Annotated in this window: 13 protein-coding genes and 1 tRNA gene; 5 read left to right on the plus strand and 9 right to left on the minus strand. The window is 38.4% G+C overall.

Features of this window, described 5'->3' with window-relative positions:
• The first annotated feature begins 216 nt into the window (after positions 1-216).
• A complete protein-coding gene (locus ACR9EA_RS14565; RefSeq protein ID WP_435134621.1) occupies positions 217-609 on the plus strand; it encodes a hypothetical protein in 393 nt (130 codons plus the stop codon).
• Between the two features lie 58 nt (positions 610-667).
• Here ACR9EA_RS14565 and ACR9EA_RS14570 read toward each other — a convergent pair.
• A tRNA-Leu gene (locus ACR9EA_RS14570) sits at positions 668-749 on the minus strand.
• A 101-nt stretch (positions 750-850) separates the two neighbouring features.
• On the opposite strand from ACR9EA_RS14570, the gene ACR9EA_RS14575 reads away from it, so the two are divergent.
• From ACR9EA_RS14575 to ACR9EA_RS14585, 3 genes are all read left to right on the plus strand, one after another.
• Positions 851-2,239, plus strand: a complete 1,389-nt coding sequence (locus ACR9EA_RS14575) for a dipeptidase (RefSeq protein ID WP_435134623.1) — start codon at positions 851-853, stop codon at positions 2,237-2,239.
• 127 nt (positions 2,240-2,366) lie between these two features.
• On the plus strand, positions 2,367-3,248 hold the full coding sequence (locus ACR9EA_RS14580) for a DMT family transporter (protein ID WP_435134626.1): 882 nt from the start codon (positions 2,367-2,369) through the stop codon (positions 3,246-3,248).
• Positions 3,249-3,433: 185 nt separating this feature from the next.
• Positions 3,434-4,534, plus strand: coding sequence for a DUF4407 domain-containing protein (locus tag ACR9EA_RS14585; RefSeq protein WP_435134629.1), 1,101 nt, complete (start codon positions 3,434-3,436; stop codon positions 4,532-4,534).
• Positions 4,535-4,653: 119 nt separating this feature from the next.
• Here the strand turns inward: ACR9EA_RS14585 and ACR9EA_RS14590 are convergent, their stop codons facing one another.
• The 7 genes from ACR9EA_RS14590 to ACR9EA_RS14620 all read right to left on the minus strand — a co-directional run bounded on the left by ACR9EA_RS14590 (position 4,654) and on the right by ACR9EA_RS14620 (position 13,058).
• Positions 4,654-5,232, minus strand: a complete 579-nt coding sequence (locus ACR9EA_RS14590) for a PhnA domain-containing protein (RefSeq protein WP_435134632.1) — start codon at positions 5,230-5,232, stop codon at positions 4,654-4,656.
• A 143-nt stretch (positions 5,233-5,375) separates the two neighbouring features.
• Complete coding sequence (locus ACR9EA_RS14595; RefSeq protein ID WP_435134634.1) at positions 5,376-6,602, minus strand: M24 family metallopeptidase; 1,227 nt, start codon at positions 6,600-6,602, stop codon at positions 5,376-5,378.
• A 7-nt stretch (positions 6,603-6,609) separates the two neighbouring features.
• Positions 6,610-7,902, minus strand: coding sequence for an aminopeptidase P family protein (locus ACR9EA_RS14600; RefSeq protein WP_435134637.1), 1,293 nt, complete (start codon positions 7,900-7,902; stop codon positions 6,610-6,612).
• Between the two features lies 1 nt (position 7,903).
• Positions 7,904-9,151 (minus strand): NAD(P)/FAD-dependent oxidoreductase, encoded by a 1,248-nt coding sequence (locus tag ACR9EA_RS14605; protein WP_435134640.1) that lies wholly within the window; start codon positions 9,149-9,151, stop codon positions 7,904-7,906.
• Between the two features lies 1 nt (position 9,152).
• Positions 9,153-10,163, minus strand: a complete 1,011-nt coding sequence (locus ACR9EA_RS14610; RefSeq protein ID WP_435134643.1) for a 4-hydroxyproline epimerase — start codon at positions 10,161-10,163, stop codon at positions 9,153-9,155.
• A 3-nt stretch (positions 10,164-10,166) separates the two neighbouring features.
• Positions 10,167-11,747, minus strand: coding sequence for an aldehyde dehydrogenase (NADP(+)) (locus tag ACR9EA_RS14615; protein WP_435134646.1), 1,581 nt, complete (start codon positions 11,745-11,747; stop codon positions 10,167-10,169).
• A 384-nt stretch (positions 11,748-12,131) separates the two neighbouring features.
• On the minus strand, positions 12,132-13,058 hold the full coding sequence (locus tag ACR9EA_RS14620) for a dihydrodipicolinate synthase family protein (RefSeq protein ID WP_435134649.1): 927 nt from the start codon (positions 13,056-13,058) through the stop codon (positions 12,132-12,134).
• A gap of 143 nt (positions 13,059-13,201) precedes the next feature.
• Between ACR9EA_RS14620 and ACR9EA_RS14625 the strand changes: the two genes are divergently transcribed.
• On the plus strand, positions 13,202-14,044 hold the full coding sequence (locus tag ACR9EA_RS14625; protein WP_435134652.1) for an AraC family transcriptional regulator: 843 nt from the start codon (positions 13,202-13,204) through the stop codon (positions 14,042-14,044).
• 28 nt (positions 14,045-14,072) lie between these two features.
• On the opposite strand, the gene ACR9EA_RS14630 is transcribed toward ACR9EA_RS14625, so the two are convergent.
• Positions 14,073-14,891 (minus strand): hypothetical protein, encoded by an 819-nt coding sequence (locus ACR9EA_RS14630; protein WP_435134655.1) that lies wholly within the window; start codon positions 14,889-14,891, stop codon positions 14,073-14,075.
• Positions 14,892-14,943: the final 52 nt, after the last annotated feature.

Genomic DNA, 14,943 nt, shown 5'->3' on the forward strand with positions numbered 1-14,943 from the left:
GTAAAACTATTGAAATATTTCAATTAAAAACAAAAGCTTCACAAAGGGTTAACGTAAAACCCAAAACTAATGTTGCCTTTGTTTAACGATCTTAGAAGTCACACATCTTTTTTATGCTTCACCACAAACCAACAAAGCATTTAAAAAACAAATAAACACGTGTTTACACGCAACCTTTTTAGGTTCCGTGCATCTTAATAAAAAACCAATCTAACCATGAAATACAACTTCATTTTTACACTAGCTGCTGCATTACTTTTAAATTGCTCTAATACCGACGACGATAGTACTTTCACAAGTATTCAAGGCCAATGGCAATGGGAACATTCATCTAGCGGTTTTACTGGTGAGAATTTAACACCCGAAAACACAGGTGAGCAACGAAGACTTATTATTACAACCGACTCTATAAAGACCTATGTTAACCAAACACTTTCGTATAAAAGCGCTTACAGTATAGCAAAAAAGACTTCGGTGTTATACAACGATACCAGAACCATGATCATTGATGATAACGGTTCAAAAAGCATTATTACTCTCGAAACTAACAACCTAAAACTTACTCACGATTGCTTCGATTGTTTTACAGATGTGTACGTGAGGGAGTAAAATTTCAAAAAAATTAAACAAAAAAAGCCGACTTTTTAAAGTCGGCTTTTGCTTATCGTGCGGGCGGAGAGACTCGAACTCTCACACCTCGCGGCACTAGATCCTAAGTCTAGCGTGTCTACCAATTCCACCACGCCCGCAATAAGGTTTGCAAATATATAAATTACTTTTAATATTCAAATACTTCTCCCATAAAAAATTAATATCTTTTGTATTTTTGCGTTAAACACAACTTTTCCACATGAACAACTTATCCGAATACATAACAAACAACAAAAACAAATTCGTAAACGAGCTTATAGAGCTGCTTAAAATTCCGTCTATAAGCGCCGATTCTGCTTATAAAAACGATGTTTTAAAAACTGCCGAAGCTGTAAAAGCCAGATTAGAAGAAGCGGGCTGCGATTGCGTAGAATTATGCAAAACCGATGGCCACCCCATTGTTTATGGCGAAAAAATTATTGATGCTAAGTTGCCAACCGTTTTAGTATATGGGCATTACGACGTGCAACCTGCCGACCCAATAGACTTATGGACCTCTCCGCCTTTCGAACCTGTTATTAAACAAACCGACTTGCACCCAGAAGGAGCCATTTTTGCTCGTGGTGCTTGCGACGATAAAGGCCAAATGTACATGCACGTTAAAGCTTTGGAGTTTATGACCAGTACCAACCAACTACCTTGCAATGTAAAATTTATGATTGAAGGCGAAGAAGAAGTTGGTAGCGTAAACCTAGCAACCTTTGTAAAAAACAATCACGAGAAACTCAAAAACGATGTCATTTTAATTTCCGATACGGGCATGATAGCCAAAGATGTTCCTTCCATAACCACTGGTTTACGCGGATTGAGCTATGTAGAAGTTGAAGTTACTGGACCAAATCGCGATTTACATTCTGGATTATACGGTGGCGCTGTCGCCAATCCTATAAATATCCTTACAAAAATGATAGCTTCGCTTCACGACGAAAACAACCACATTACCATACCCGATTTTTACGATAACGTTGAAGACCTATCGCAAGACGAACGCAAACAAATGGCCAAAGCACCATTCGATTTAGAACGCTACAAATCAGCCTTAAAAATACAAGATGTTTACGGCGAATCTGGTTATACAACCAACGAACGTAATTCCATTCGCCCTACCCTAGATGTTAACGGAATTTGGGGCGGCTACACCGGCGAAGGCGCAAAAACTGTAATTGCCAGCAAAGCCTACGCCAAAATTTCTATGCGTTTGGTACCTAACCAAGACTGGAAAGAAATTACCAAACTATTCCAAACCCATTTCGAAAACATTGCTCCAAAAGCCGTTACCGTTAAAGTAACACCGCACCATGGCGGGCAGGGTTATGTTACGCCAATAGACAGTATTGGGTATCAAGCCGCCTCGAAAGCTTACGAAGATACGTTTGGAAAGACCCCAATTCCACAGCGCTCTGGGGGCAGTATTCCAATTGTTTCACTTTTCGAACAAGAGTTACAAAGCAAAACTATTTTAATGGGCTTTGGCCTAGATAGCGATGCCATACACTCGCCAAACGAACATTTTGGCATTTGGAATTACCTTAAAGGTATAGAAACCATACCTATGTTTTACAAGCATTTTGCAGCCATGCACAACTAATATTTGGGTGTTACCATATTTCGCTTTTTTAAGCGAAATATGGTCGCGCTTTCCAATACAATCTTTTGCTCGATGCAAAAGGATTTCCTTTACAATCGCTAACACAGCTGCGAGATTTAATCCACTCATGAAAGTCAATAATCAGTCCCATTTTTTTCAACTCATATTAGCCACGTTTTGCATTAGTACCTCTGGAGCTCTGGGGAAATATATCGATTTACCAACGCCTGTTGTTATTTGGTGGCGCGCTATTTTAGCTGCGTTATTATTATTTCTATTTTGCAAATACAAAAAATTCAATTTAAAACTTAGCTCTAAAAAAGACTGGACAACAATTATAGCAAGCGCATTACTCTTTTGCGGACATTGGATTTTCTATTTCTACGCCCTAAAATTATCTAATGTTGCTATAGGCATGTTAGCTTTATTTACTTATCCTATTTTCTCTGCCTTACTAGAACCGCTACTTTTAAAAACAAAATTTGATGTTACCTATCTCTTTTTAGGCATATTAGTGCTTTTAGGCATTTATACTTTAGCTCCCGAATTCAATCTAGAAAGTGCTTATACACAAGGCATATTATTTGGCATTGCTTCGGCCATTTGTTTGGCATTGCGCAACATCTTATCTAAAAAACTAATTGCCAGCTACAACGCCTCGGCCATCATGCTCTATCAAATTAGCATTATAGCCATTATACTTGCTCCAACATTATTTTTTATGGACACTTCGGCCATTAAAACCGAATTTCCCTATGTAATAATTCTAGCTCTTATTACCACAGCTATCGGCCATACTTTACTGGTAAGTAGTTTAAAGTATTTTTCGGTAAGCACGGCAAGTATCATTAATAGTATTCAACCTATTTTTGGTATTATAATCGCATATTTGTTTTTAAACGAAATTCCTGCTAACAAAACACTTCTAGGCGGCTGTATTATATTATTTACTGTTGTTTTTGAAAGTTTCAGGGCTCAAAAAAAAGCCAAACTTAAATCTGCTTCTTAGTAATTTATTTTGTCATCATTTTACAAACATCTCGTTAAACCCCACAAAACGAGAATACCACTTACTGTTTAAACCTTGACAAAAACATCACAATTTCAGTATAAAAACCACTTATTTCGCTTCAATTATGTAACATTTAACATAAAACGACGTTCTTATAGTAATCATCAATCAAATCAATCGTTATGTTAAAATCATTTTTTATACTGTGTTCTGGCGCAGACCAAACTATTTTAAACCAGTGTAGTAACGGCGAGCAAAATAAATATGCAGGTATTGGCGCCACTGTATTCTTTACAGCTTTAATGGCAAGTATAGCGGCAGGTTTTGCACTTCACATGGTGTTCGACAACACCATACTAGCCATAATTTTTGGACTTATTTGGGGTTTACTTATTTTTAATCTAGACCGATTTATCGTCTCTACCATAAAAAAAAGGGGATCGTTTTTAGATGAATTTCTACAAGTTATTCCCCGATTAATTTTAGCTGTTATTATAGCTATTGTTATCTCTAAACCTTTAGAATTAAAAATTTTCGAAAAGGAAATTAATCAGGTGTTATTAGAACAACGCAACGATTTAACCTTAGCCAACCAGACACAAATTGCCAATCAGTTTCATCCAGAGATTGAAGCCTTACAAAAGCAAATTTCTAATTTAAAATCAGAAATCACGACTAAAGAAACCGAAGTTAACACGTTGTACAACACGTATATTTCGGAAGCAGAAGGCACTGCTGGTACAAAAAAACTAGGCAAAGGCCCAGTTTACCAAGAAAAACGCGACAAACACGACGCCGCATTAGCAGAATTACAACAGCTTAAAACAAATTATGCTGAAAAAATTGCAATGCTTGAAACCCAGATTAGTAACTTAAAATCGGATTTTCATAAAGAAGTCGACGCTTCGCAACCTATAATTGATAATTTCGGTGGACTTATGGCCAGAGTTACTGCGTTAAACACACTACCATGGCTGCCATCGTTCTTTATATTCCTATTATTTCTTTGTATTGAAACTGCACCAATTTTTTCAAAATTATTATCTCCAAAAGGTGAATACGACTATAAATTGGAAGACGAAGAAACTGCAATAAAATCTTGGGTAGAACAACAGGTAAATCAACGTCAGTTAATTGTAAGTACCGATGCTATCATAAATAATAAAATTTATAATGATATTAGCGAGGAAGATGAATTATATCAATACAAAAAGAAAAAAGCACGCGAACTAATGCAATTGCAAGCCGATGCTTTTTACCAGAAACAGAAGCGATTTTTGTAAAAATAGTTCTTGACTGCGCTCGAACTGACAACTGTTGTAAAAGCATTACTTCATGTCACATCGAGCCTGCCTATCGGCAGACAGGCGCAGTCAAGATGCTGTATTAATAAACAAAACCGTTACGTTTTCTTCACGTATTTCGTGATAATCACAATTTGTTGTCCGTCTACTTTACCTTCAATATACTCGGCATTCTCGTGGTCTAATCGAATATTTCTAACAGCGGTGCCTTGTTTGGCTACCATACTAGACCCTTTCACTTTTAAATCCTTAATCAGTACAACATTGTCTCCGGTTTCTAAAACAACACCATTAGAGTCGCGATGGATTATTTTAGCACTTTCGTCCTGATCTTCGCCAGTAGCTCTAGCCAAAGCCAAGGCATCATCATCTAGATACATCATATCCAGCAAATCTTGCGGCCAACCTTCTTTACGTAAACGTTGCAACATACGCCAGGCCATAATCTGCACCGCTATATGTTCGCTCCACATGCTATCGTTTAAGCAACGCCAATGGTTGGCGTCCATAAGCTCTGGATTTTCTATTTGCTCTAAACAGGTCTTACAAACCAAAACACTATTGTCTACGTTTTCGTTTAACGACGGCGGAATAAGATATTGTTTTAATTGCTCTGTTCCAGTACACAATTCACAACTGGAATTGCTACGTGCTTGTAAGGTTTGTAATACACTCATGATTATTGATTTTAACACTGCAAAAATACACCGAAAGACGGGCTTAACAAGTTGAAATGTGATTTAAATTAGAAACGCCTCTATAAAAAAACGGCATTGTAGTCACACCTACAATGCCGTTTACACACTAACTATCTAAACCATCAACTTTCTTTTGAAATTCCAAACGGATCCTCAATACTATATGCTGGTTGTGTAAACCATTGAGGGCCGTTTTCTGTAATATAAATATGATCTTCTAATCGGATGCCAAATTTTCCTGGCACGACCAACATCGGTTCGTTACTAAAACACATACCGACTTCCAATATTGTTTTATCGGTGTTTACTAAATATGGCCATTCATGAATATCTAACCCAATACCATGACCTGTTCTGTGCGGTAAACCCGGTAATTTATAGTCTGGCCCTAATCCGTTTTTTTCTAACTCTGTACGTACGGCATCATCAATTGTACCACAAGCTTTTCCTAACTGAGCAGCTTCAAAAGCAGCGTCTTGAGCCAAACGTTCCAAATTCCAGAAACGACGTTGTTCGTCTGTAATGTCTCCGTACACATAGGTTCTGGTAATATCCGAAATGTAATCGTGCAGCATACAACCAGTATCTATAAGCACAACATCATTCTCTTCTAAAGCTTTCGGATGTTTTACGCCATGCGGAAATGAGGTATCTACACCAAACAACACAATGCAAAAATAAGACCCAGATACAATGCCATATCGCTTATGGGCTTCGTTAATAAAATCGACTACTGTTTGCGCTGCAATGCCAGGTTTTAATATTCGGACGACTGCTTTATGCACTTCCATAGTAATATCCATCGCCGCTTGAATGATTGCGATTTCCTCTTTAGTTTTTACCATACGACAGCCTGCCGTAATTGGTTTTGCATTCACCAAAGTAAAACTAGATTGCGATTTTAAAATACCATCTACTATAAAAAACGGCGTCGCTTCATCTATGGCAAGTTGCCCCTCGACGATCCCATATTTTTCTAAGACGGAAATCAATAAAGCAAACGGACTTTCGTGTTCTTCCCAACCATGGATGCTGCCTTCTACTTCCATAAAATCACGAATCGTACCTTCTTCAAACTGCGGCGCGATGTAGTGTACGGTTTCGTCTGGCAGTATCAACGCCCCAACCATACGCTCGCTGGAATGCCATCGTGTTCCTGTAAAATAATATAAATTGGTTCCTGCATGCACGTACATAGCCGCAACCTGCTCTGAAGCCATAAGTTGCACGGCTCGTTTTATACGCTCTGGAAATGCTTCCTTTTTGATAGGCGACACTAAATGAGCCTTGGGCGTTATGGCCGCCAATTCGGCTTCGATTGTAGAACCTCCTATTCCTAATGTTCTCATTTTCATTTTAATTTTGCATTAAAGCTTCTATATCTTCAATTTCTATAGGCATGGCTGCTGTTAAATTTCTATTACCATCTTCGATAATTACATAGTCGTTTTCTAACCGACACCCTATACCTTCTTCTGGTATGTAAATGCCCGGTTCGCAGGTTAATACCATGCCTACCTCGAACGGTCTGGAGTACAAACCTACATCGTGCACATCTAGACCAATATGATGAGCAGAACCATGCATATAGTACTTTTTATACAATGGTTTTTTCGAATTTTGCTGCGCCACTGCTTCGGCAGTTAACAATCCTAATTTAATAAGTTCGGTTTCTACCAATTTACCCATTTGCTTTTCGTAATCGGCAGACAACACTCCTGGTTTTAACAGTTTACTACCTTCCTTTAAACAATGTAATACCGATGCATACACGGCCTTCTGGCGCTCGGTAAATTTTCCGTTTACAGGAAAACATCGCGTAGTATCGCTGTTATAATTAGCATAACACACTCCAAAATCCATTAACAACATATCACCATCTTTACAAACAGCATCGTTAGCGTTATAATGCAAGGCACAAGCATTTTTACCAGAAGCTACAATGGGTTTAAAAGCATGGCGTGTAGCACCAGATTTGGTTAAATTATAGACCAGTTCAGCTTCAATTTCGTATTCTTTTATTCCGGGTTTAGTCGTTTTTAAAACGCGTTTAAAACTTGCAATACTGATATTGGCCGCTTGCTGCATTAACTCCAATTCTACAGCGGATTTTACAGGACGTAAGTCGCGTGTAATTTTGGCAACTCGATGTAAATCGTGCAACGGATATTTCTCTTTAATCCACAAAATCATACGGTCCTGCTGCGTTTGCTGATTATGGGTTAAGCGTTTTATATGTTCGTTATGACCTAGATAAAACCCATCAGCCTCGAAAGCCATGAGCTGCAAAATCTTTTCGAAATCGTGTACCCATTCTACACGTTCTACACCAGAAATCTCTGTAGCCTGTGTTTTAGTTAATTTTTCACCATCCCAAATTTTAATTTGCTCCGATGTTTCTTTCACAAAAAGAATTGCTCTGTTTTCCAGTTTTTCAGCCTGCGGATAAAGCACCAAAATAGTGTCTTCCTGATCGATTCCCGACAAATAAAACAGATCGTTATTTTGGGTAAACCCCATCATATCGTCTGCATTATTATGTTTAATATCGTTCGATGTTAAAATCGCTATCGTATTGCGTTCCATTTGCGCTTCAAAACGCAGTCTATTGTCAATAAAAAGTGAATTTGAAATCTGTTTATATCGCATATTAAAAAGTTCTATCTGGATGAAACGCATCCAAATTCAATGTTGTTTTTTTATCGGAAATAATCTCCGACACCAATTTTCCTGTTGCGGGTCCCAAGCTCCACCCCATCATGGCATGCCCCGTGGCAATGGTTAAGTTATCGCACACTTTAGATTTACCAATATATGGCAAACCGTCTGGCGTGCAAGGTCGCAACCCACAATCTGCATCGGCCATTTCTTTAGCATCGATGGTCATGTCATTATAATATGAAGCTGCTGCGTTGGCTATGGCTTGTACGCGTTTGGGATTGATGGTATGATTAATACCTCCCAACTCCATAGTTCCCGCAAAACGCGTAAACCCTTGCATAGGTGTTACCGCTACTTTGGCCTCGACCAAAATGGCTGGCATTTGTATACCTGTAGCCCGATGCACATTGATGCGGTAGCCTTTACCCGCCTGAACAGGTATTTTAAGTCCTAGTTTTTGTGTTAACAACGGACTCCAAGACCCAGCTGCTAAAACCACCTCATCTGCTTGTAATTCGCGTTTATTGGTTTTTATTTTTGAAATTTTCTTATTGTTTACCGAAATATCTTCAACCGTTTCGTTGGCTAAAAACGTGACGCCTTCTTGCTTTAAAAAATCCAGCATGGCCGGCATAAACTCGCCTGGCGTCATATGCGCATCACTTTCGTAATACACAGCACCTGCAACATTTAAATCGACATTGGGCTCGTAATCTTTTAAATCGGTTTTACTTAAATGTTTTACCTGTAAACCTTCTTGAATGCCGCGTTGCCCAACTTCCCATTCTTCTTCGCCAGCAGCATCGGTTTTATAACACATGAGCAAACCTTTATGTTCGTAATGAAAATTAAATTCTGAAGTCGATTGTAAAGCTTCGTATAAATCGCGACTCAACAAATTAATCGCTTTAATGATAGGAATAGCACGCTCGACTTTTGAAGCTGTTGCCGATTTGTTAAACGCCCAGGTCCATTGTAAAAAATCTTTATCCAATCTTGGTTTTACATAAAACGGACTGGCCGAATTAAACATCCATTTAATTCCTTTAGATATCATGCCCGGAGCTGCCAAGGGTATAAAATGACTTGGTGTAATGTACCCCGCATTTACAAATGACGCGCCCGAAGTCATATCCGATTTATCAATCACGGTTACCTGATGTCCTGCCTTAACAAGATAGTACGCCGAACAGAGTCCGATAATACCTCCACCTATAATTACTACGTTTTTTCCCATATTAAATCACTTGAAATCCGTGTGCATACGGATCGTCTTCATCATCAATAATAATTGTATTGTATCCATAAATTTTTGCCCACCCTTGAATACTTGGCACGATAGCCTGCTTACCGTTTAATATGGTTTCTTCAACAATTCGCCCAATAAATTTGCTACCAATAAAACTCTCGTGCACAAACTCGTCTCCTGGCTTTAATAAGCCTTTCGCATGCAATTGTGCCATTCTTGCTGAAGTTCCTGTACCACAAGGCGAACGGTCTATTGCTTTATCGCCATAAAACACGGCATTTCTACCAGATGAGCTCTGGTCTATAGGGTTGCCCGTCCATAACATATGGGATACATCGCGAATGGTGTCATTTTCGGGATGTATAAACCAATTGGGGTATTTATGATTGATACGCTGTCTAACTTCCTGCGAATATTGAATGAGTTTACTGGCCGAAAAATCGTGTACTCCAGAAAAATTCTTTTGCGGATCGACAATCGCGTAATAGTTTCCGCCATAAGCTACATCAAAAATTAATTCGCCTAATTCTGGACAATCTACTGTTAAACCTTCGGCTGCCAAATAACTTTTTACATTGGTTAAACGCACCCAGTCTACTTTTTTTCCTGTTTGCTGGTAATCGATTAAGACCAATCCAGCGGGCGCTTCCATACGTATTTTCCCGGGTACTTTTGGCGTTATTAGACCTTCTTCTATCGCAATAGTAATGGTTCCAATAGTGCCATGACCGCACATAGGCAAACAGCCTGAGGTTTCTATAAATAAAATGGCAACGTCGTTTTCGGGTTGATGTGGCGGAAATAAAATACTCCCACTCATCATATCATGACCACGAGGCTCGAACATTAAGCCTTTTCGAATCCAATCGAATTCTTTTAAAAAATGCTGACGCTTTTCGCTCATGGTATCTCCCACTAGAAGAGGTCCACCACCAGCAACTACACGTACCGGATTTCCGCAAGTATGCGCATCGACACAGAAAAAAGTGTTTCTCGCCATATATTAAATATTATCGCGTGTTTGCACATTATTTACCAATCGTAACAACCCTAACGGATTGCTGTTTTGTAAGGCTTCTGGCAGTAATTGCTCTGGCCAATCCTGATAACTAAACGGGCGTACCCAACGTTTAATAGATTGCGTACCTACTGCAGTAAAACGACTATCGGTAGAAGATGGATAAGGCCCGCCATGTACCATAGACGGACAAACCTCAACTCCTGTTGGCACTCCGTTAAAGATGATGCGCCCTACCCGATTTTGCAAGGCACTTACTATATTGGGGTAAGCTGCTGCTTCGTTATCGGATGCAAGTAACGTTCCTGTTAGTTGTCCTTCTAAATGATTGATAATCGTTTCTAACTCTTCTAAACTATCGCATTGTACAACCATAGAAAATGGCCCAAACACCTCTTGATGTAAGGTGGTATTTTCTAAAAAGGTTTTTCCATCTACAGTTATAACTGCCTGTTGGGCATAATTTGCTTTTACATCGGCTGTGTAATTGGCTACTATAGCTATATCGTCTTGACTTAAAGCCTGACTTTTATTTTTATCGTAGGCACTCTTAATATTTGGGTGTAACATACAAGACGGGGCTATCTTTACAATTTCATTAGCTAAAACATCTATAAATTGTGTTAATGCTTCGCTTTTCACCCCGAATAACAATCCTGGATTAGTACAGAACTGTCCAGTTCCTAAAGTAATAGAACCTGCATAGGTTTTGGCCCAATCTGTAGCTTTTTCAGTTAAAGCTTGAGGCAACATAACCACCGGATTTACACTGCCCATTTCTGCAAAAACAGGAATAGGCTCGTCGCGTTGCGCCGCCAAATCGTAAAGAGCACGTCCGCCACGAATACTACCCGTAAAGCCTACTGCTTTTACGCCAGGATGCTTTACTAATTGCTCGCCGACCTCGATACCACTACTGTTTAAATTTGAAAATACACCATCGGGCATATTGGTTTTTTGTGCCGCTTTTATAACTGCCGAGGCCACTAATGCGCCAGTTCCTGCGTGCATAGGGTGCGATTTTACAATAACCGGACACCCCGCAGCTAAGGCTGCTGCAGTATCGCCTCCTGCTGTAGAATAGGCTAAAGGGAAATTACTTGCTCCAAAAACAACTACGGGACCTAGACCGATGTTCATTTTTCTTAAATCTGGTTTTGGCATAGGCTCTCGGTTTGGCTCTGCGGTATCTATAGTGGCTTCTACCCACGACCCTTCTGCTACCAAATTGGCAAATGCGCGTAATTGCCCCACGGTTCTGCCGCGCTCTCCCATAGCGCGTCCTTCTGGCAAGCCCGATTCTTTACAGTAAGTTTCTACCAAAGTATCTAAGGCCAAAATTTCGTCGGCAATGGCATTTAAAAATGCTGCTTTATCTTTTCCTGATGTTTTTGAAAATGTTTTAAATGCTTTAGAAGCTAAAGCCACCGCCTGATCTATTTCTTGCGGTGTGGCCTCGGTAAACACTTCTGAATTTTCGGTGTTGGTTTGAGGGTTAAAAGTTTTGTATGTTTTTGATCCGTTGGCCGATGGCGTAAAGCCAACATAATTTTGTCCTGTAATCATTTTGTTTTGTGTTTTATTTGAAACATTTATCGCGCAGTATTCAATGGTGTGTGCTTAAAACGTTTCTTTGTATTAATGTTAATTTGCGCTAATTTTTAACGCAAAAATCATTGCCTTTACATGTTGCAAAAGGCAATGATTAAATGATATGTCCTGTTTACAATATACTGAACATGATGATTTTATAGGTGTGATTCTTTATTTTACGATCCACACTTTGTTGATGTATTTAAAGATACAAACCATTTTGGTTAATACCTTTATTAGCAAACTTTTGTTTGTGTTAAGGATTGAGGCTTTGTTTGAGCTCTTTTTAAACCCCAAATTGGTTTAAAAAAGCGAGTGCCGAAAGCCTGACCCGCAGGGGAACACCCTATATAACAACTAAACGCTCACATTTAAATTTTTATAATCTGGTAAGGTTGGGCGTGTTTTTAAAGCTTGCTCTATAGTTTGAAGCACGTGTTTACGCTCTTCGCCTGCTAACGGCAAACGTGGGGCGCGCACATTTTCTGTACCTATGCCTGTAGCGACTTCTGCCAATTTAATGTTTTGCACTAATTTAGGGCTGATATCTAACTCTAATAACGGCATAAACCAACGGTAAATGTCTAAAGCTTCTTGAATGCGTCCTGCTTTTTGAAGTTCGTAAATGGCCACTGTTTCGGCAGGGAATGCACATACTAAACCAGCTACCCAACCATCGGCTCCTAAAAGCAAACTTTCTAATGCTAGGGTATCTACGCCTGTCATAATTTTTAAGCGATCGCCAAAACGATTTTTAATTCGGATAATGTTTGTAGTATCGCGAGTAGACTCTTTTACAGCTTCTATATTTTTACAGGCTAACATCTCCTCGAACATGTCTAGTGTAACTTCTATTTTATAGTCTACCGGATTATTATACACCATAATTGGCAAAGACGTATTATTGGCTACAGTTTTAAAATACTGTACAGTTTCTGTATCGCAGGCTTTATAGCGCATTGGAGGCAACATCATTAAACCAGACGCTCCATCTTCTTCGGCTTTTTGGGCTGCTAATATAGCGCCTTTTGTACTTTGCTCTGCCACATTAATAAACACAGGCACTTGCCCTTTAACTATATCTACAGTAGTTTTTGTTAATGCTCTCTTTTCTTCATCAATCAATGTACTTGCCTCTCCTAAAGTACCTCCTAAAACAATACCATGAACTCCAGCATCTAACTGAGCTTTGATGTTTGTTTCGAACATCTTAAAATCTAGTTCGTCTTTTTCTGTAAATTTTGTTGTAACTGCTGGCATGATGCCTTTCCATTGAATACTCATACTTATTTTTTTTTGATACTGTAAAAGTAATTTATAAATCTAGGTGATTTTCATTGGTTTTTATCCATTTTTGATACTATATTGTCCTTCAAATAAAAAATTACGTTAAAATAGAATAGTATACGCGCAAAATTAAACACTTTATGAAAGTTTTACCTTTTAAAATACCCAAACCTGAACAAGATAGTTTAGTGTTTCAAGAAGATTTAGATTTAGTGTTTTACGACAAGCTTCACCAACATGAAGAGATACAATTAAGCGTGATCGTTTCTGGAGAAGGCTCTTTAATTGTTGGCGATACGGTAACACTGTACAAATCTGGCGACATTTTGGTTATTGGCAGTAATTTACCACATGTTTTTAAAAGCGATGCCATTTCCGAAACTCCTTCGCACATGCTTACGTTATTTTTTACCAAAACCTCGTTCGGATCTCATTTTTTTGAACTGGAAGAACTTAGCGAACTTAACGATTTTTTTAACCGTGCTGCCCATGGTTTTAAAGTTACCTCTAACAACGAGACCATTTACAAATCGTTTTTAAAATTAAATTCGGCGACTAAGTTAGAGCGTTTCATCAGTTTATTAGATATCCTTAAAATTATTTCGCAAAGCAGCTACACTAGTTTATCCTCTTTTATTTACGAAAAAAAATATACCGACAACGAGGGAAAACGCATGCGTGATGTTTTTGAGTATACCATGACGCATTTTGAACAAGATATTACTTTAGAAACCATTTCGGAAGTATCGGCAATGACCAAAAATGCGTTTTGTAAGTATTTTAAAAAACGAACCAACAAAACCTACTTTCAGTTTTTAAACGAACTTCGCATAGAACACGCCTGCAAACTGATTAAAAAGGAGAATGACTTATCGATTTCGGATATTGCTTACGCTTCTGGCTTTAAAAACATCTCTAACTTTAACAGGCAATTTAAAACGGTAAAAGGGTTAAGCCCGAGCATGTTTAAAAAATCATCTTAACAGACGCGCTGAATTCCAACCCTTATATTTATTTCGAAAACTCTGGCACAGCCACGTAAATATAATCGCCATGTATGCCCGTAAAGTATGCGCTATAGGCTTTATTTATTTGGTTACGCTCTGCAACATTAGGCCATGCTTTTTCTGTTAATGCGATATTGGTTTTAAGCATTTGTTCTAAATCGTGATAGGAACGCACATAAAATGCCTCGACAAATTCCGATTTATCGGATCCCCAAGCATGTACATTCGCATAATAGCCTTTTATATATTCGTTTTTATTAAACACATTTTCCAGATACAACTTTTGTAATTTTTGAAAATCTGCATCTAAACCATTTCCTGTTTTTGAAAAATGACTTCGCCTAATGTACATTAACATTTCATGATCTACTGTAGCGTATTCGTTTGTAGGCTTAATTTGCGGTAAGGTAAGATAAATTTCATCGGAATGGTAAACTTGGTAATACGATGCCAATTGCTTTAAAAATGCCTCTCGTTTGGTTTGATCTGGCCAAGCTTCTTGCTCTAATTCGGTGTTTCGGTTAATGGCATTGTTTATATCTTCCCAAGAATTAAAGGTTTGCACTAAAAGCAATTCGCTACTATCGTTAGAAAACCGATGTAAATAGTAAGTAGACGATCTTAAAAATTCGTTTTTACTGGTAACCTTATCAAAGTATTCCTGTTCGCCGCGTTTCCAATCGTTCAAATTTAAATTATCAAAATCTAAATCCCAATGATAATGTGTTACCGTTACAAACTTCGGAACACCTTCTTTGGCACGTTGCCCGTAAGCAAACACACTACAACATAATATAAACAACACAATTTTTACACACCTCATAACTCTAGAATTAAAATGAATACATGACGATTTTCAATTTAAAATGAACCTT

Origin of the sequence: Formosa sp. A9 (assembly GCF_051200825.1) — a bacterium.
Classification (GTDB): domain Bacteria; phylum Bacteroidota; class Bacteroidia; order Flavobacteriales; family Flavobacteriaceae; genus Formosa.